The sequence below is a fragment of the uncultured Pigmentiphaga sp. genome, from assembly GCF_937950555.1.
Classification (GTDB): Bacteria; Pseudomonadota; Gammaproteobacteria; order Burkholderiales; family Burkholderiaceae_B; genus Pigmentiphaga.
On the sequence record NZ_CALFCW010000069.1, the window covers coordinates 16,379 to 34,117 of the forward strand.

Consider the following 17,739-nt stretch of genomic DNA (forward strand, 5'->3'; position numbering starts at 1 on the left):
TGGTCAGCCAAAGGGCGGGGCCAGCAGGCTTGCGTCGAGCTGTTCCGTGATGAAGACGATGCTCGAGCGGCGCGGCAGGCCGTTCCAGGACGCGAGGGTTTCGGCGGGATACAAGGTCCGGTGGACGCCATGAATGACGACCGGCCGTGTTTCGTCCTGCAGCTGCAGGATGCCCTTCATGCGCAGGATGCGTTCGCCGTGGAAGAAGCATAGGCTGGCGATCCAATCGCTGACTTCCTCCCAAGAGAGAGGTCGGTCGAAGCTGAACTGGGTGCTCCGGTAGCGCCGCCCGTGGGCGAAGTGGCCATGTCGTTCATCGCCGCAGTTCGGGTCGGTGCAATACGAGCCGCTGAGGCGTCGCGCCCAGGTCGCCGCGCGAGTAGCGGCCACTGAGTGCGGTTCGCCTTCCGCCGTGCGGATGGCGAGCGCATCGGCCAACGTCGCGCCGTCCTGCTTGCACAGCAGCGGAGCGTTCGGCTGCAGGGCCGCCAGCTCGTGGACGAGGCGTGCTTTTTCGGCTTCGGTGATGCAGTCGGCCTTGGTCAGCAGCAAGACGTCTGCCAGCATGAGCTGCTGTTCGGTCTCCGGATGGCGGGCGAGTTGCTGCTCGATTTGCGTGGCGTCGACCGTCGAAACCAGCTGGTCGAAGCGGAAGAGGCGCGCCGTTTGCGGGTCGAGGAGCAGGCCTTGGATCACCGGGGCCGGGTCGGCCAGTCCGGTGGTTTCGATCAGCACGCGCTTAAAGGGCGGAATCCGGCCCGCCTGCGCCGATTCGCGCAGCCGCTGCAGCGTCGCAGGGAGGTCCCCGTTGATGCTGCAGCAGATGCAGCCTCCCGAGAGCACCACCATGTCATCGGAAATGGCTTCGACGAGGTGATGGTCCAGCCCGACTTCGCCGAATTCGTTGATGATGACGGCAGTGTCGCGGTTCGCGGCATTTGCGAGGTATTCCTTGAGCAGCGTGGTCTTGCCGCTGCCCAGGAAACCCGTCAGGACGGTTACGGGAAAGCCCGGCGAAGCGTCCGGAGATTGCGCCATGGCCCGTGCCGCGCGTTACTGCTTGAGCTTGAAGACTTTCCTGGCGTTGCCCTCGTAGATCTTCCGGCGGTCTTCTTCGGTCAGGAAATCCAGGTTGTCGATCATGGACTTGACGTCGTCGAACGAGCGGCCCGTTTCCGGATCGACGGCCGATCCGACGCCCGGGCACTCGGTGCCGAACAGGCAGCGGTCGACGCCGGCCGTCTTGATCAACAGGCGCAGCGCTTCTTCCGTGTAGAGCACGGTGTCGAAGTACAGCTTGCGGAACCCGTCGGAGAACAATTTGCCGGTACCACGGCGCACGGTGGGGGCCTGGAAGCGGCCGAACTGATAGGGCGCGGCGCCGCCGCCATGGCTGACCACGATCTTCAAGTCGGGGAAATCGGTGAACACCGATGAGTTAACCAGGCCGACGACGGCGATCGTTTCCTCATTGACGAAGTGCAGGGAGTACGGCACGCGCTCGGAGCGGGAGCCCGTGGCGTGGATGTGGGCCGGGACGTCGAGCTCGCACAGCTTCTCGTAGAGCGGGTACCAGTAACGGTCGCCCAGCGGAGGCGCTTCGCCCGCCCCGTTTTCGTAAGGATCCGGATTCAAGAGGCAGCCGGCAAAGCCGAGCTCCTTGATGCAGCGCTCGAGTTCGGGCAGGACGCGTTCGATCTTCTCGCCTGCGACCTGGGGCAGGCCCGCCACGCCGACGAACGTGTCCGGAAAGAGCTGGGTCTGCCGGTAGATGATGTTGTTGCACTCTTCGGTGTACCAATCGATGATGCGCGCCGGCGACTCCGAGTGCATGGAGTGGAAGGGCCGGGGAGAGACCAGCTGGAGATTGGTGCCGTGATCGCGGATGTAATCCAGGTGCCCCTTGGGCCAGGTTTCGGCTTTGTTGGCAGCGGCACGGATTTCGTCGTCCGTGACTTTGACGCCGCCCCTTCCGTGCGTGCCCCGGGAGGCAAGGAGAGTCGCTTTGTACGCCCAGAGTTCGGCTGGGGCGCTGACGTGGGCATGGCAGTCGATGATCATGGTGTCTCCTTCGTTATTCGCGCATACAGTATGCGTAAATACGAAGGTTGTCAACGCACCTCGAAGGACGCTTTCGCGATCCGTGGCGGGCGGTTCAGCCTTCGCTGCGGAGCAGCTCGTTGGTGTGGCGGCGGACGCGCTCGAGGTGCGGAATGACGGCCTGCCGGACGGCTTCGGGATCGCGCTGCCGCAGGGCTTGCAGGACTTGCCGGTGGTATTTGACGACGCCCCGCGCGGTCTGCTCGTTCGTGCCCTTGACCAGGGCGCGGTACAGGATGGCCGTGACGGCCTGCATCACGGCGGACAGCACGTGGTTGTGCGCCGCATCGACCATCAGCTGGTGGACGTTGAGCGAGGCGCGGGTGAATCGCTCTCCGCCTTTCACCGCCGCCTCTGCGCGGTCGATGGCTGCCTCGATTTCGTCGAGCTCTTCGTTGGTGGCGAGGGTGGCCGCCAGCGGGATGGCGGCGGTTTCCAGCGTGTATTGCGCGACGAAGACCTCGTCGACCGTTACGCCGGCCAGTTGAAACTGCAGCGCCAGCGCCTCGATGGCGGCGCTCGGGTCCGCCGCCTCGGCGATGCGTGCACCGCCGCCCGCGCCGGTGCGGATCTCGATGATGCCGAGGGCCGAAAGCCGGTTCAGCGCTTCGCGTATGGGCAGGCGGCTGACGCCGAATTGCGCTGCCAGTTCATTTTCCGATCCGAGCACCTCGCCGGGCTTGAGCTTGCCGTTGAGCACGGCTTCCTTAATCTGGCGTTCGATGCGTGCGGCAGTCGATTCCGGTTTTTCTGGGGTCCAGGTGGCTTTTCTTGTGCTGGCTTTGGTGGTCATCGAGGTCTGCGAAAAGGAAACCAGGGGGCAGGGGGCGAACGGCGCGCTGCCGCAAGTCCAAGAGCTTAAACGCAATGCCTGCATTGTGCACGAGTGCAGCCATGCCGGCGCGGGCGCGCCAGGCCGGCTGCCGCGTTGCGGTCCCGCCACAGCGCTGCATGCGGGCGATCGCTGCGAGTCGGTCTCTTGATCTAAGGCAAGAGGCAGGGGAGGGACGGGTGCTTCAATGCAATGACGGGATGTCCCGGTTTTGATTGAAGTACCGCTATGAGAAAGATTCTGCTGGCTGTAGCCGCCTTGTGTGTCATGACTTCTGGTCCTGCGATGGCGCAGCACCAGGATGGCAAGTGGCAATTCCGCGCGCGCGCCGTCCACTTGGACAGCGAGAACAAAGGCGTTGCCCCCGGCCTGGACGTCGGCATCAACGACAAGTGGATGCCGGAAGTCGACGTTAGCTATTACTTCACGCCCAACATCGCGGCGGAGTTGGTCCTGACCTACCCGCAAAAACATACGGTGAGGCTGAATGGCGACAAGATCGGCACGTTGAAACACCTCCCGCCCACGCTGCTGCTCCAGTATCACTTCACGGACTTCGGCGCCTTCAAGCCCTACGTCGGCGCCGGGGTGAACTACACGCGCTTTTCCAGCGTGGACCTCGCGATTCCGGGGGCAGCGCTGGATGTCAAGCGCAGCAGCTTTGGCGCCGCCCTGCAAATCGGCTTCGATTATGCGCTGGACAAAAATTGGTCGTTGAACGTCGACGTCAAGAAGGTGTACATCGACACCGACGTGAAGGTGAAAAACGGCGCGTCGCTCGGCAACTTCAAGGTGAATCCTTGGTTGATCGGCATCGGGCTGGGATACCGCTTCTAGGGAAGCGCCCCGCCTGCCCGGGGGCGGGCTGCCAGATGGGCCTGGGCAATAAAAAAACGGGACATGAAGTCCCGTTTTTCATTCCGCAAGAAGTTTCTGGCAGCGCCGGCGCCGGTTCTGAAGGCCGGCGGAAACGCGCAAGCCGGATTACTTCAGCTTGGTTTCCTTGTATTCGACGTGCTTGCGCGCGACCGGATCGAACTTCTTGATCAGCATCTTTTCCGGCGTCGTGCGCTTGTTCTTGGTCGTGGTGTAGAAGTGCCCGGTGCCCGCGGTGGACTCGAGCTTGATCTTTTCACGTATACCCTTGGCCATGGTGTGCTCCTGTGGACCCGGTGGTTAAACGGCTTCGCCGCGGGCGCGCAGGTCCGCCAGCACGGCCTCGATGCCGTTCTTGTCGATGGTGCGCAGCGCGCTCGTGCTCACGCGCAGGCGAACCCAGCGGTTTTCGCTTTCGACCCAGAACTTGCGGTATTGCAGGTTCGGGAGGAAGCGGCGCTTGGTCTTGTTGTTGGCGTGGGAAACGTTGTTGCCCACGATCGGACCTTTACCGGTAACTTGACATACTCGTGCCACGGCGACACCTCTTCTTTCGTGAATTCGGGATGGGATCCGGGGATCGGCAATGCCGGATGGTGCCCCGAACTTGGGCGCGCCCGGCAAGGTGGAGGGCTCGGCTCCCGGTTCGCGCTGTTCTCAAGGCAACCCGGAAACGACCAGAGTGCATGGAGAACGTGCGTGAAAGCCTTGCAGGAAAGCTGCAGGACTCTCGCCGGGGCGCGCGATCTCGCGGCCAGGGGTAGCGCCGTAAAGCTCGTAAGAATAGCACGAAATCGGCTTTCTTTTCAAGGCGTTGTTGCAATGCCCACGCCCGGAAGCCCCGGGCAGCCGTTTCGCCCTTGCGCCATTTTAACCCGGCGCCCTCCACGCGGGCAGTGTCTCCTGCTACGTGGCCTTGAAGCGGGTTTCGGTGCGCGGCGCTGCCAGGCGAGGCTGGCCCAGGGCAGGGACGGGATAGGATTACAGCAGCCCGCGTTCAGCCAGCGAGAGGGTTTGGCGTCCCGCAACAATGATGTGATCGAGCAGCCGTACGTCAACCAGGGCGAGCGCATTGCGCACGTGTTGGGTCAGGTGTTCGTCGGCGCGGCTTGGCTCCGGGTTGCCGGAGGGATGGTTGTGCGCGAGGATGACCGCGGCGGCGTGGTGCCGCAGGGCCGCGCGGACGATCTCGCGCGGGTAGACCGTGGCCTGGGCCAGCGTGCCCTGGCTGAGCAGCTCGCTGACGATGAGGCGGTGGCGTGCGTCCAGGTAGAGGGCCATGCAGCATTCGACTTGGCGGTGGGCCAGCGTGGTCGCGCAATAGCGGCGTACGTCGTCGGGACGGGTCATGGCGTCGCCTCGGGCCAGGGTTTCGGCCAGCTCGCGGCGCGCGAGCTCGAGCACGGCCTGCAGCTGGCCGACTTTGACGGCACCCAGGCCGCGCACCCGCCGCAGTTCGTCGCCCGAAGCGGCCAGCAGGCCGCGCAGGCCACCGAACTCGGCGAGCAACCGGCGCCCCAGCTCGATCGCATTGCATCCGGGCGTGCCGGTGCGCAACAGCACGGCGAGGAGCTCGGCGTCTGTCAGGACTTCGGGGCCGTGCCGAAGCAGGCGTTCGCGGGGTCGCTCTTCGGGCGGCAGGGCCGCGTTCAGGGGTGGGGTGGCGACCTGGGGCGGGGTGGCGGTGGACATGGCGGCAAGGCGGGTAAAATCCAGGGTTTGGCGCATAGCATCGACACGGTGACATATTTTGGATTCCCATTCCCCCGCATCGCTCCCGGTTGTCCGTGAGGATTCCTACGTAACCCTGCACTACCGCATCACGCTCGCTTCGGGCGAAGGCGCGGGGAAAGTCTTCGTCGATACTTTCAGCGGCCGCCCCGCCACGCTCCAGATGGGCGTAGGCCAATGGGCGCCCGGCATGGAGGCGGCGCTGCTCGGCCACCACGAAGGCGAAAGCTTCAGCTTCACCCTCGAACCCGCCCAGGCCTATGGCGAGCGCAATCCCGAGCTCATCCAGCGCGTCACGCTCGCCATGCTGCGCGAGCACGCGGGCGACGAAACGTTCGAGCCAGGCGATTTGGTCGAATTCGCGGCGCCCAACGGCGGACGGTATTCGGGCGTGTTCAAGGAGCAGGGCGAGGACTATGCGTTGTTCGACTTCAATCACCCGCTTGCCGGCGCGACCCTGAAGGTGGACGTATCTTTGCTCGGAGTCATGTGATGACGCAGGCGCCCATGGAAGTGGTCCTCGCCCAGCCGCGCGGGTTTTGCGCGGGGGTCGATCGCGCCATCGAGATCGTCGAGCGCGCCTTGGAACTGTTCGGCGCGCCGATCTACGTGCGGCACGAAATCGTCCACAACCGCTACGTGGTGGAGGACCTGCGTAGCAAGGGCGCCATCTTCATCCAGGAATTGGACCAGGCCCCGAGCGGGGCGACCGTGGTGTTCTCGGCCCACGGTGTGCCCAAGTCCGTGAGGAAGGAGGCCGAGCAACGCGGCTTGCGCGTGTTCGATGCGACGTGCCCGCTCGTGACCAAGGTGCACGTGGAGGTCGCGAAGATGCGCGCGGCCGGCAAAGAAATCGTGATGATCGGCCACAAGGGGCACCCGGAAGTCGAGGGCACGCTGGGGCAGGCCGACAGCGGCATGTACCTGGTCGAGACGGTCGAAGACGTCGCGGCGCTGCAGGTGGCGGACCCGGACCAGCTCGCCTACGTCACGCAGACCACGCTGTCCGTGGACGACGCCGCGGAGGTTGCCGCGGCGCTCAAGGCGCGTTTTCCGAACATTGCCGAACCCAAGAAGAGCGACATCTGTTATGCCACCCAGAACCGCCAGGACGCCGTCAAGATCATGGCGCCCGAATGCGACCTCGTGCTGGTGGTGGGAAGCGTGAACAGCTCCAACTCCAACCGCCTGCGCGAGGTGGCCGAGCGCAAGGGCGTGCCCGCCTACCTCATCGACGGCGCCGAGGACATCGACCCGGCCTGGCTGACGGGCTGCCGGCGCGTGGGCGTCACCGCGGGTGCGTCCGCCCCCGACGTCCTGGTGCAGCAGGTCATCGCCCGCTTGAAGGAGCTGGGCGCGGTGTCCGTGCGCAAGCTGGCCGGTGCCGAGGAGGGCGTGGCCTTTCCGCTGCCCAAAGGTTTGTCGAGGAACGTCCATCCGTAGCCGAACGGAGCAAGCATGCGTCTCTATAGCTATTTCCGCAGTTCCGCCGCGTATCGCGTCCGCATCGCGCTGGCCCTGAAGAAGCTGGATTACGAATACCAGGCCGTCCACCTGCTCAAGGATGGCGGCCAGCAGAAACGGCCCGAGTTTCGCAAGCTCAGCCCGGATGCCCTCGTGCCGGTACTCGAGGACGGCGGCGCGGTGCTGACGCAGTCGCTCGCCATCATCGAATACCTGGAAGAGACGCACCCCGAGCCCGCGCTGCTGCCGTCGGACCCGATCGGGCGGGCCCGAGTGCGTGCCCTGGCGATGACCGTCGCGTGCGACATCCATCCGCTGAACAACCTGCGCGTGCTGAAGTACCTGAAGCAGCTCGGCATCGAACAGGAAGGGCGCGACCAGTGGTACCGCCATTGGGTCGAGAACGGCCTTACCGCGTTCGAGCGCATGCTCGCCGACTCTCCCCATACCGGGCGCTGCTGCCACGGCGACCAGCCCACGCTGGCGGACATCTGCCTCATCCCGCAGGTCTACAACGCCCGGCGCCTGAAGGCCGACCTGAGCGCCATGCCCACCGTGGTGCGCGTGGCCGACTATTGCGCGGCGCTGCCGGCCTTCGAGGCCGCGCATCCCGACCGGCAGCCTGATGCGGAATGAGAGGCGGCTTCTGCGAGCACGGTTTGAAAGCTTCGAAAAAATTCTGCTAGAATAGCGGGCTAGCTTTGCTTTTGCCGCGATTTGCGCGGAAGGCAAGGCGTGAAGGTTTTGCGCCGGCATAGCTCAGTTGGTAGAGCAGCGCATTCGTAATGCGAAGGTCGTAGGTTCGACTCCTATTGCCGGCACCAGTTGAAAAGGGCAGCCCGTTGGGCTGCCCTTTTTGCGTTGGGGCTTGGCTGCCGGCGCTTGATCTGCATCAACCGCCCAGGAACGCACCATGGCGCAGCGCGCTTCATCCGTGGCAGGATAAAAATAATAAATATTTTCAACTACCCGGAGTGTGTCGGCATGGGACGTGACACCTGCAGCATCCTGCTTGCCAGCGACCTGAGCGCATGTGGCGACCGAGCCCTGGATCGGGCCATCGACATTGCGCGCCGGCGCCGATGTAAGCTGATCGTGCTGCACGTGGTCGAGGAGCCGTCCTTTGCCGAGCGGCTCCGGTCGCCCGAGAGCCGGGATGCCGAGCTGCAGGCCGCGGAACGGCTGTTGCTGGATACCGTGGGCGAGGTCGACGTGCCGATGGAGCTGATCGTCGAGACCGGTCACCCGGTCGAGGTGATCGAGCGCACGGCTCGCTTGCGCCAATGTGACTTGATCGTGACGGGTTCGGGCCGCAATGGCGGGCTGGGCCGGCTGCTGTTGGGTTCCACGGCCGAGCGGTTGGCGCGCACGGCGGCGCTGCCCATCCTGATCGTGAGAAAGCGCCCGCACCGCCCATACCAGCGCGTGCTCGGCGCGACCGATTTTTCCGAAGGGTCGCGCCAGGCCCTGAACGCGGCCCGCGTGTTTTTCCCGGATGCGCAGCTGACGCTGCTCCATGCCTATCCGATGCTCAAGGCCGATCCGGACCCGGCGGAGATCGAGGCCGCGCAGGGGGAGGCGCAGCGCGCCGGAGACGCGTTCGTGTCGCGTCATTTCGCGCGGGGCGGCGCGGCGCCGAAGCTGGTCCTGGAGCGCGGGTTGCCCGAGCGCGTGGTGCCGGATTACGTCGCCCGCCATCCGACGGACCTGCTGGTGGTGGGCACGCACGGCCTGACGGGGCTGCTGCGCACGGCGATGGGCAGCGTGGCCGAACGGCTCATCCAGCTCTCGCCTTGCGACGCCTTGGTCGTCAGGACGGTGCCGGTCGAGCCGCTTGCCTAGCGCCGCGGCGGGAAGGGGGGCGGTATTGCAACTGCGAATAAGTCGCATTTGTGATATCGTAGCGATCTCTCAGTCTCGCCACACGATTCCTTCGAATGAGTGCCACCTTGCATTGGAATGCGCCAGCCTCGACCGGGCTGCGCGTTGGAGCAGGCGCCGCGGTGGTCCTCTTGCACGCTGCGGTGGTCGGCGCGATCTTCGCGGCGCAGCCCGATCAGCACGTGGTCGAGCCGGTCGAAACAATAGAGGTACGGTTCGTCGAAATCGCTCCCCAGGTGCAGGTGGCGACGGCGCCGCCCGCACCCACGCCTCCTGCTCCCGAACCCGAGCCGGCGCCCCGGCCCGTGCCCGAACCGCCCAAGCCCAAACCCAAGCCTAAGCCCAAGCCTGCGAAGCCGGTTCCGAAGCAGGAGATCAAGCAGCCGCCCCCAGAGCCGCTGCCTCCGTCCGAAACCGCGTTGACGACGCAGCCGGCGCCCGAGCCCGAGCCGACTCCGGCCGCAGAGCCGGCGCCCGTGGCGGATCCGGCACCCGCGCCGGTGGCTTCCTCCGAGCCGCCTTCCGGCAAGCCAGAGGCTTCCGACCGCTCGGCGTCGCCGCAGGCGCCGGTTTCCAACGAACCCAAGCTCGTCGGCCGCATCGAGTACCTCGGGCCACCGCCGATGCCGGAGTATCCGCGCGCGTCCCGCCGCCTGGGCGAGGAAGGCAAGGTGCTGGTGCGCCTGCTGATCAATGCGCGCGGCCTGGTGGATCAGGCCACGCTGGAGAAATCCTCGGGCTTTCGCCGGCTGGACGATGCCGCGCTGGAGGCCGCCAAGCGTGGACGTTTCAAACCCTATACGGAGAATGGCGTAGCGATGGCTGCCATCGCCATCGTGCCGTTCGATTTCACACTCAGGAACTGACATGACCGAGACCCCTAGCCTGGGCTTTGCGCACTTCATCTCCCAGACCGATGGCCTGGGCAAGGCGCTGTTCATCATTCTGGTGCTGATGTCCCTCGCGACTTGGTACCTGATCATCGTCAAGGCCGTTTCGAACATGCGCTCGCGGCGACGCGGCGAAAAGTTCCTCGAGCATTTCTGGAACGCGACTTCGCTCGAGGCCGTGGATCGCGAAATCACGACGCACGGGGCGAACGATCCGTTCTCGCACCTGACCAGCCACGCAATCTATGCCCGCCAGCATCACGCCAAGTTCGGCGCCGCCAAGCTCGAGGAGGCGGGTTCGCAGGCGGATTTCGTCACGCGCACCATGCGCAAGGTCATCGACGAGGAAACGGCCAAGCTCGAGAACGGCCTGACCCTGCTCGCATCGGTCGGATCGACCGCGCCGTTCGTCGGCCTGTTTGGCACGGTCTGGGGCGTCTATCACGCGCTGGTGGCCATCGGCCAGGGCGGCAGCGCCACGATCGACCGGATCGCGGGCCCCGTGGGCGAAGCGCTGATCATGACCGGCCTGGGCCTGGCGGTGGCCATTCCCGCGGTGCTGGCCTACAACTTCTTCACGCGCAGCAATCGCGTGCTGCTGGCCCGCCTGGATGCGTTCGCCCACGACTTGTTCGCGTTCCTGACCACCGGCCAGCAGATCGTGACCGACAGCAACGTGCGTGCGCTCAAGGGCAAGGCCGCCGAGACCGTGCACGGGTAAAGGGAGTCATCCATGGCTTTTGGCAGTTTCAACGGCGGCGCGGGCAGCGGGGCGCCGCAGTCCGAGATCAACATGGTGCCGCTCATCGACGTGATGCTGGTGCTGCTGGTGATCTTCATCATTACGGCGCCGCTGCTTTCGCATGCGGTGCGCATCGATGTGCCGCAGGCGACTTCCTCCCCCGTCGATGCCGATCCGGCCAAGATCGACCTGGCGATCGACGCCGAGGGCAAGGTTTACTGGAACGACTCACCGATCGCCCTGGAGGACCTGGCCGCGCGCTTTGCCACCGTCGCGAAGGACGAACCCCAGCCCGAGCTGCACCTGCGCGCGGACAAGGCCACGCGCTATGAAGTCTTGGCGCAGGTCATGGCCGATGCGTCGCGCGCCGGGCTAAAGCGCATCGGTTTTGTTAGCACGCCCGAAGCGGCGGCTCCCAGCCCGGCCCGTTAGGGCCGTTCCGGGGCCGGCCCGGTCCCCTGCCGCCGGCCGCGGCGCACTGCGGCTGCCGGCACGCTGGCGGGCCCTCGCTGGCATTCGCCCGCGCATGGGTTTACGCTAGCGATTTTTCCGCTTCATTGCGCCGCACCCGTGCCGGCGCTTTTCCCTCATGCGTGTATTGGTCATCGAAGACGACGCCACCCTCGGCGGTGCGCTGTCTGAGTTCCTGGGCGACCAGGGGTATGCCGTCGATCTCGTTTCCAGCGGGGAGCGTGGCTCGGCGGCGCTCGCCAGCCAAGCCTACGACCTCGTACTGCTCGATTTGAACCTCCCCGGCGAAGACGGCCTGACCGTCCTGCGCCGCCTGCGCGCGAACGAAAATCCTGTCCCGGTACTCATCCTGACGGCGCGCGATGCCCTGGAAGACCGGGTGGCTGGCCTGGATGCGGGCGCGGACGACTACGTCACCAAGCCTTTCGAGCTGCCAGAGCTGGCGGCCCGGGTGCGGGCGCAGATCCGGCGCCGGACCGGGCTCGCCAACCCCGTCATGGAGGTCGGTCCGCTGAGTTTCGACACCGTGGGCCGGGAGCTGCGCGTCAATGGCGAAAGGATTGCCCTGTCGGTGCGCGAGCTGTCCGTGCTCGAGATGCTCATGGCGCGCGCCGGGCGGGTCGTGACCAAACGCCAGATCGTCAACTCGCTGTCGGCCTGGGATGCGGACTTCAGCGAAAATGCGGTCGAGGTCTACATCTATCGCCTGCGCAAACGCCTCGAGAAATCGGGCGTGAGCATTCAGACAGTGCGCGGGTTCGGATACCTGCTCGAACCCGATGCCGCAGCGCGTTGAAGCCCAGCCCGCAGTCCGCAAGCCTGCCCTGCACCGGCGTTCGCTGGCCTGGCACTTGCTGGTGCGGCTCTTGCCCGCGGTGCTCGCGCTGGCAACAGTGGACATCGTCGTCACCTTTGCCCTGACGCACAAGCTCAACACCCAGTCGCACGACCGCGCGCTGATCAACACCACCCGGGCCCTGGCGCGCCAGGTGGTCCTGACGCCCCACGGACCGCAACTTGACCCATCCTGGAACAGCACGCGCTTTCTGACCCCAGACCCGGACGAGCGCACGTATTTCCGCATCAGCGTCGACGGCGCAGTCATCGCCGGCACCGCGGCATTGCCTGCCGCGCCGAGCTTCGAGGAGCGGGAGAGTGCGGAGGCCGAGCCCGGGGCGCTGCTGTCCCTGGCGGACGCCATCGACCGGGCGGTGCCGACGCTCTACGATTCCGTGGTGGAGGGGTTGCCCGTGCGCGCGGCGGCGCTGCATTTCACGGCCGACGGTTACTTGGTGGAAGTCACCATGGCCGAGACGCTCAACACGCGCACCCGTTTCATTGAGGAGATCATCTCTGCACTGGTGGCCGGGCAGTTGCTGCTGATCACCTTGCTCGGCTTCGTGATCGTGACGGCCGTACGCTCGGGCCTGGAGTCGGTGAGCAAGCTGTCCGACGAAATCGAGAGTCGCAGCATCGATGACCTGCAACCCATCGCCGGCGAAGACGTCCCCGCCGAGTTGACACCGCTGATCGCCAAGATCAACTCGCTCCTGGCGCGGCTGGACGAAGCCGTGGCGGCGCAGCGCCGCTTCATCGGCCATGCGGCACACCAGCTGCGCACGCCGCTGAGCGGGCTGAAGCTGGAATGCGAGCTGATGCTCTCGCGCCCGCTGCCGGACGACGTGCGCCAGCGCGCCGAGCGCATCAAGGGCGTCGCGAACCGCATGATACGGGTGGGAGAGCAATTGCTGGTGCTGGCGCGCATCGATGCCAGCGCGCGTCCGCGCGATGCGTTCACGCGGCTGGACCTGACCGAGATCACGCGCGAATGCGGCGCCTACTGGATCCCGGCCGCGCGCCAGGCGCAGATCGACATCGTGCTGATCGCGCCGGACGAACCGGTGTGGGTGGACGGCGATGCCGTGCTGCTGGAGCAGATGCTGGGCAATCTGATCGACAATGCCATTCGCTACCATGGCCGCGGCCCGGGGCAGATCGTATTGCGTGTGAACGATGCACCCCCGACCCTGATCGTGGAAGACGATGGCCCGGGGATCGCGCCGGAAGACCGCAAGCGCGTGTTCGACGCGTTTTATCGGGCCAAGAATGCGATCGCGGGCGGTTCCGGACTGGGGCTGGCCATCGTGAAAGAGATTGCAGAGGCCCATGGCGCGCATTGGGATTTGCGCAGCCGGCCCGATTTCGCCGGGACGCGCATCAGCCTCGTGTTCCCGGGGCCCCGCATCGGCGCGCACCTAAGCCGCATGCGCAAGCGCCCGGCCGCGCCCGACTGGTGACGCGCGCTGGGCGCAGTCAGCGGATGACGGCGGTCTTGAAATAGGGCACGGCGATGCCGACCAGGCGCTCCATCGGGCCTGCCAGCACGCCGAGCGTGAGCGCGAGCAGCAACAGGCCCGCCAGCAGGGTGACGGCGAACCCGAGATTGAAGATATTGAGCTGCGGCGCGCTGCGAGAGACGAAGCCCAGCGCGATGTTGATGGACAGCACCGCTGCCAGCACGGGCAACGCGATCTGTACGCCTCCGGCAAACACGATGGCGCCCAGGTTCGCCAGGCGCAGCCAGTCCAGGTTGTCGAGGGGATGGGGCGTGACCGGGATGATGCGGAAGCTCTCGCCGAGCGTGAGCAGCAGCGTCAAATGGCCGTCCGTGGCGAGGAAGGCCAGCATGGCCACCATCATCAGGAACGTCGCCAGCAGGGGCGAGGGCGCGCCGCGCTGCGGATCCAGGAAGGACGCGAACCCCAAGCCCATCTGCAGTCCGATCAGGTCCCCCGCCAGTTCGAACGCCGCGAACACGGCTCGCAGGCCGAACCCCATGGCGGCGCCGACGATGATTTGCTGCAGGAGCAGCAGCATGCCCGTGCCCGAGAAGGCGTCCACCGCCGCCGCGGGCGTGGCGGGCGCGACCAGCAGCGAGATGAGGAAGGCGAGGCCGATCTTCACGCGTTGCGGCACGGCGCGATGACCAAATACAGGCGCCGTCTGGACGAGCGCCAGCGTGCGCACGAATGGCCACAGCAGCGCGGCGATGGCGGCATGGACCTCGGCTTCGGTGAAACTGATCATGCGGGTTGGCCCGGGCGCGCGCTAGCCCAGCATGAAGGGGATGTTTTCGAACAGGCGGCGGATGTAGTCGGTCATCATGGACAGCATCCAAGGGCCGGCGATCAAGGCCGCCGCGAAGATCGCGACCAGCTTGGGCACGAATGACAGCGTCATCTCGTTGATCTGGGTGGCGGCCTGCAGCACGCTGATGACAAGGCCTACCACCAGCGCCGACAGCAAGAGCGGCGCCGCGAGGTAAATGGCGATTTGCACCGCTTCCTGGGCCAAGGTCAGAATTCCGGCGGTGTCGTTCAAGACGGATCTCCTGGGGATGGGGCGTGGGCATCGCACCCGGGGCGGCGCATCATCCGAAACTTCCCACCAGGCTGCCGATCAGCAAATTCCAGCCATCGGCGAGCACGAACAGCATCAGCTTGAAGGGCAGCGAGATCAGCACGGGCGACAGCATCATCATCCCCATGGACATCAGCACGCTGGAGACCACCAAGTCGATGACGAGAAAGGGCAGGAAGATCATGAACCCGATCTGGAAGGCCGTCTTGAGCTCACTGGTGACGAAGGCCGGCACCACGATGCGCAGCGGAATCTCGGAGGCGTCCGAGACAGGCTTGGCATCGGCCAGGCGCATGAAGAGGGCCAGGTCGGATTCGCGCGTCTGCTTGAGCATGAAGTCCTTCAGAGGTGCCTGCGCCCGGTCGAGGGCCTGGGGGAAATCGATCTCTTTGCGGTCGAAGGGCAGGTAGGCTTCTTCATAGACGCGGTCGAACGTGGGCGTCATGATGAAGAAGGTCGTGAATAGCGCCAGGCCGATCAGCACCATGTTGGGTGGCGAGCCCTGCAGGCCGAGCGCGCTGCGCAACAACGACAGCACGATGATGATGCGCGTGAAGCCGGTCATCATCAGCAGGACGGCGGGCAAGAAGCTCAACGCCGACAGCACGATCAGCGTTTGCAGCGACAAGGACCACGTCGTGCCGCCCCCGGGCGCAGGGCTGCTGGTCAAGGCGGGAATGCCGGCCTCTTGCGCGAAGGCCGGGCCGGCCATGCCGAGCAGGCACATCAGGGCAAGCGCGCCCAGCACGGCCGGCGCGCGCATCCATGCCGGGCTGCACGCCCGCGTGCGTAGCAGGCGCGCGCAAGGCGCATGTGCCGAAAGCCAGCAGAAGTCGGAAATGCGGGTCATGGCTTGCCGAAGCGGGCGAGGAGGGCGCGGAAATCCGGCACCGAGGGCGGCGCCGCGCTGGGGGCGGGCGGCGCGGCTTCGTCGGCGCGCGGCAAGACGGCAAGCGGACGCACGTGACCGGAGGAGACGCCTGCCACGATCCATTGGTCGCCCACTTCGATCAGGACCACGCGCTCGCGCGGGCCCACCATGAGCTGGCCACGCAGCTTCAGGTGCGCAGCGGCGCCCGCGTGCGGACGCTGCAGGCGCCGCAGCAGCCACGCGCAGGCGAGGATCAACCCCAGGACCGCGACCAGGGCCAGCAGCGTTTGCAGCGCGGAGCCGGTAGAGGGCATGGCGTATCAGCGGTTGAGGCGGCGGAGCCGTTCGGAAGGCGTGACGATGTCCGTCAGCCGGATGCCGAACTTGTCATTGACGACCACCACTTCGCCTTGGGCGATCAGGCAGCCGTTGACGAGCACGTCCATGGGCTCGCCGGCCAGGCCGTCGAGCTCCACCACGGACCCCTGCGCCAGTTGCAGGATTTGCTTGATCGGTATGCGGGTGCGTCCCAGTTCCACGGTCAGGGTGACCGGGATGTCCATGATGATTTCGATGTCGTTGACCGTCTTGGGCGAGCTGCCCGCGTCGGTGAACTGTTCGAACAATTCATCCGCCGGCCGCACCGTGCCGCTCGCGCCGGCCTGGGACTGCTCGGCCAGCGCAGCCGCCCAGTCGTCGTCGACACTGGCGGACGACGGCTCGGGGATGTGTTCAGGATCCGCTTCCATGTTCATCTCCTAGATTGTTTTCCGATTGCAGGGTGGCCAGCACCTTGCCGATGCGGATCGCGTACTGTCCGTTGCTGACGCCGATCTTGCAGTCGAAGATGGGTATGCCGTCTACATAGGCCGGCAGCGTGGGGGCGATGTCGATCGGGATCACGTCCCCTTTCTGCATGTTCAGGATGTCGCGCAGCGTCAGCTCGGTCTGCGCCAGGTTGACCACCATCTCGACGTCGGCCAGCTGGATCTGCTTGGACAGCATGCGCAGCCAGCGCTTGTCCGGCTCCATCTGGTCGCCTTGGACGGGGCTGTACAGCGCATCGCGGATCGGTTCCACCGATGCGTACGGAAAACAGATGTGCAGGTCGCCGCCCGAGTTGCCGAACTCGATGGAGAACGTGGAACACACGACGATCTCGGACGGCGTGGCGATATTGGCGAACTGCGTGTGCATTTCGGCCCGCTGGTACTCGAAATGCATGGGATGGACCGCGGCCCAGGCCCGGGCATACTCGTCGAGCACCACGGCCAGCATGCGCTGGATGATGCGCTGCTCGGTGGGCGTGAAGTCGCGCCCTTCGACGCGCGTGTGGAAACGTCCGTCTCCGCCGAACAGGTTGTCGATGACCGAAAACACCAGGCGCGGTTCGAAGATGAAGAGCGCATTGCCCCGCAAGGGCTTGAGCGAGACGATGTTCAGGTTGGTCGGGACGACGATGTTGCGCAGGAACTCGCTGTACTTGACCAGGCGCACCGGCCCCACGGAGACCTCGGGATTGCGGCGCAGGAAATTGAACAGCCCTACGCGCAGCAGGCGCCCGAAGCGGTCGTGGATGATTTCCAGCGACGGCATGCGGCCGCGGACGATGCGCTCCTGCTTGGCGAGGTTGTAGGGGCGTATGCCGCCCGCAGGCTCTTCTTCCTGCGGCAGATCGTCCGGCTCGCCCGTCACGCCCCGCAGCAGCGCATCGACTTCGTCTTGCGATAGAAACTCACCGGCCATCGTGGGCGCTCCGGGCGGCGTCGGAAATAGGCGTCATCGGCATCACGGCGCGATGCGGTTACTGGATCACGAAGTTGGAGAAATGCGCAGCGTAGACGCTGTTGCGGAACTCCGGTGCGATGTACTTGCGGGCGATGTCCACGATCTGGGCTGCCAGCGCCTGCTTGCCTTTGAGCGTGAGCAGCTCGGCCGCGCCCTTGGACGTGAGCAGCATCAGGATCTCGCTGCGCACGGGCGGGACGACGGCCGAGAGCGCGGCGCCCGCCTTGGCATCGCCCACTTCGATGATGACGCCGACCTGCGCGAAGCGGTCGTGGTCGCGCTCGTTCAGGTTGGCCGTGAACATTTCCAGCGGCACGAACACGTGCTTGGATGGATTCGACGATGCCACGGCCCGCTCGATGGTTGGATCCTGGGCGGCCGGACGCGGGCCCGCGTAGGCGTAGGTTTCGAAATCGGCCAGCTGCTTGTTGTGGATCAGCAGCACCGCGACCATGCTCGCGATGACGATCAGCAGAATGAGTCCTGCCAGCACGAAGGGCCAGGTTCTGGTGCGTTTGACAGGGGCGACGGCCTCGGCCATGAACTACATCTCCGGATGTCTGGGTGAAGGGCAGCAGGCTGCCCCAAGCTGGATTATCTAGAAAAGAAAAAACGGCTATCCGTGGAACAGCAGGGGAAATCGCGCGTTTAATGGATGGACGTGGCGCTGGCG

The 17,739-nt window shown here is 65.7% G+C and carries 22 protein-coding genes, 1 tRNA gene and 2 pseudogenes; 12 read left to right on the top strand and 13 right to left on the bottom strand.

All coding sequences use genetic code 11. From position 1 onward, the window contains the following. Positions 1-3: 3 nt before the first annotated feature. The 3 genes from Q0319_RS16170 to Q0319_RS16180 form a co-directional block, all read right to left on the bottom strand. Positions 4-1,038, bottom strand: coding sequence for a GTP-binding protein (locus tag Q0319_RS16170; protein WP_299454400.1), 1,035 nt, complete (start codon positions 1,036-1,038; stop codon positions 4-6). Positions 1,039-1,053: 15 nt separating this feature from the next. Continuing rightward, on the bottom strand, positions 1,054-2,061 hold the full coding sequence (locus Q0319_RS16175) for an amidohydrolase family protein (RefSeq protein ID WP_296468411.1): 1,008 nt from the start codon (positions 2,059-2,061) through the stop codon (positions 1,054-1,056). Positions 2,062-2,155: 94 nt separating this feature from the next. Continuing rightward, a complete protein-coding gene (locus Q0319_RS16180) occupies positions 2,156-2,893 on the bottom strand; it encodes a FadR/GntR family transcriptional regulator (protein WP_296468413.1) in 738 nt (245 codons plus the stop codon). 267 nt (positions 2,894-3,160) lie between these two features. Between Q0319_RS16180 and Q0319_RS16185 the strand changes: the two genes are divergently transcribed. Further along, entirely contained in the window at positions 3,161-3,769 is a 609-nt protein-coding gene (locus tag Q0319_RS16185; RefSeq protein ID WP_299454405.1) for an OmpW family protein, read from the top strand. Positions 3,770-3,916: 147 nt separating this feature from the next. Here the strand turns inward: Q0319_RS16185 and rpmG are convergent, their stop codons facing one another. From rpmG to radC, 3 genes are all read right to left on the bottom strand, one after another. After that, a complete protein-coding gene (gene rpmG / locus Q0319_RS16190) occupies positions 3,917-4,084 on the bottom strand; it encodes a 50S ribosomal protein L33 (protein ID WP_087783408.1) in 168 nt (55 codons plus the stop codon). A gap of 24 nt (positions 4,085-4,108) precedes the next feature. Beyond that, the gene (rpmB, locus tag Q0319_RS16195) at positions 4,109-4,345 is read right to left on the bottom strand and encodes a 50S ribosomal protein L28 (RefSeq protein ID WP_299454410.1); all 237 of its coding nucleotides are present in this window, start codon (positions 4,343-4,345) and stop codon (positions 4,109-4,111) included. A gap of 444 nt (positions 4,346-4,789) precedes the next feature. Continuing rightward, positions 4,790-5,500: a DNA repair protein RadC gene (radC, locus tag Q0319_RS16200; protein WP_299454412.1), complete on the bottom strand. Its 711-nt coding sequence runs from the start codon at positions 5,498-5,500 to the stop codon at positions 4,790-4,792. Positions 5,501-5,558: 58 nt separating this feature from the next. Here radC and Q0319_RS16205 point away from each other — a divergent pair, with 58 nt between their 5' ends. The 11 genes and pseudogenes from Q0319_RS16205 to Q0319_RS16255 all read left to right on the top strand — a co-directional run. Next, positions 5,559-6,032 (top strand): FKBP-type peptidyl-prolyl cis-trans isomerase, encoded by a 474-nt coding sequence (locus Q0319_RS16205; RefSeq protein ID WP_296471255.1) that lies wholly within the window; start codon positions 5,559-5,561, stop codon positions 6,030-6,032. Further along, positions 6,032-6,982: a 4-hydroxy-3-methylbut-2-enyl diphosphate reductase gene (ispH, locus tag Q0319_RS16210; protein WP_296471257.1), complete on the top strand. Its 951-nt coding sequence runs from the start codon at positions 6,032-6,034 to the stop codon at positions 6,980-6,982. Before Q0319_RS16205 ends, ispH begins: the two co-directional genes overlap by 1 nt. 15 nt (positions 6,983-6,997) lie before the next feature. Next, positions 6,998-7,639: a maleylacetoacetate isomerase gene (maiA, locus tag Q0319_RS16215; protein WP_296471260.1), complete on the top strand. Its 642-nt coding sequence runs from the start codon at positions 6,998-7,000 to the stop codon at positions 7,637-7,639. A gap of 112 nt (positions 7,640-7,751) precedes the next feature. Beyond that, a tRNA-Thr gene (locus Q0319_RS16220) sits at positions 7,752-7,827 on the top strand. A 160-nt stretch (positions 7,828-7,987) separates the two neighbouring features. After that, complete coding sequence (locus tag Q0319_RS16225) at positions 7,988-8,845, top strand: universal stress protein (protein WP_299454417.1); 858 nt, start codon at positions 7,988-7,990, stop codon at positions 8,843-8,845. A 95-nt stretch (positions 8,846-8,940) separates the two neighbouring features. Then, a complete protein-coding gene (locus Q0319_RS16230; RefSeq protein WP_296464995.1) occupies positions 8,941-9,750 on the top strand; it encodes an energy transducer TonB in 810 nt (269 codons plus the stop codon). A gap of 1 nt (position 9,751) precedes the next feature. Next, complete coding sequence (locus Q0319_RS16235) at positions 9,752-10,495, top strand: MotA/TolQ/ExbB proton channel family protein (protein WP_296465001.1); 744 nt, start codon at positions 9,752-9,754, stop codon at positions 10,493-10,495. A gap of 12 nt (positions 10,496-10,507) precedes the next feature. Beyond that, entirely contained in the window at positions 10,508-10,948 is a 441-nt protein-coding gene (locus tag Q0319_RS16240) for a biopolymer transporter ExbD (RefSeq protein ID WP_296465004.1), read from the top strand. 157 nt (positions 10,949-11,105) lie between these two features. Next, positions 11,106-11,783 carry a response regulator transcription factor gene (locus Q0319_RS16245; protein WP_296465007.1) on the top strand — a complete coding sequence of 226 codons (678 nt, stop codon included), beginning with the start codon at positions 11,106-11,108 and terminating at the stop codon, positions 11,781-11,783. After that, positions 11,767-12,324, top strand: a pseudogene (locus Q0319_RS16250) (sensor histidine kinase N-terminal domain-containing protein); the annotation flags it as partial. The gene Q0319_RS16245 and the pseudogene Q0319_RS16250, both read left to right, overlap by 17 nt. 21 nt (positions 12,325-12,345) lie before the next feature. Next, positions 12,346-13,284: pseudogene (locus tag Q0319_RS16255) on the top strand (HAMP domain-containing sensor histidine kinase); the annotation flags it as partial. Positions 13,285-13,300: 16 nt separating this feature from the next. Here Q0319_RS16255 and fliR read toward each other — a convergent pair. From fliR to Q0319_RS16290, 7 genes are all read right to left on the bottom strand, one after another. Next, positions 13,301-14,074, bottom strand: a complete 774-nt coding sequence (gene fliR, locus Q0319_RS16260; protein ID WP_296465009.1) for a flagellar biosynthetic protein FliR — start codon at positions 14,072-14,074, stop codon at positions 13,301-13,303. Between the two features lie 21 nt (positions 14,075-14,095). Further along, complete coding sequence (gene fliQ, locus Q0319_RS16265) at positions 14,096-14,368, bottom strand: flagellar biosynthesis protein FliQ (RefSeq protein ID WP_296465013.1); 273 nt, start codon at positions 14,366-14,368, stop codon at positions 14,096-14,098. A gap of 49 nt (positions 14,369-14,417) precedes the next feature. Then, positions 14,418-15,170, bottom strand: coding sequence for a flagellar type III secretion system pore protein FliP (gene fliP, locus Q0319_RS16270; protein ID WP_296465071.1), 753 nt, complete (start codon positions 15,168-15,170; stop codon positions 14,418-14,420). Positions 15,171-15,253: 83 nt separating this feature from the next. After that, entirely contained in the window at positions 15,254-15,592 is a 339-nt protein-coding gene (gene fliO / locus Q0319_RS16275; RefSeq protein ID WP_296465016.1) for a flagellar biosynthetic protein FliO, read from the bottom strand. Between the two features lie 6 nt (positions 15,593-15,598). Further along, on the bottom strand, positions 15,599-16,027 hold the full coding sequence (gene fliN / locus Q0319_RS16280; RefSeq protein ID WP_296465019.1) for a flagellar motor switch protein FliN: 429 nt from the start codon (positions 16,025-16,027) through the stop codon (positions 15,599-15,601). After that, entirely contained in the window at positions 16,011-17,024 is a 1,014-nt protein-coding gene (gene fliM, locus Q0319_RS16285; RefSeq protein ID WP_296465022.1) for a flagellar motor switch protein FliM, read from the bottom strand. The genes fliN and fliM overlap by 17 nt, the downstream gene beginning before the upstream one ends. A gap of 58 nt (positions 17,025-17,082) precedes the next feature. Beyond that, a complete protein-coding gene (locus Q0319_RS16290; RefSeq protein ID WP_296465025.1) occupies positions 17,083-17,607 on the bottom strand; it encodes a flagellar basal body-associated FliL family protein in 525 nt (174 codons plus the stop codon). Positions 17,608-17,739: the final 132 nt, after the last annotated feature.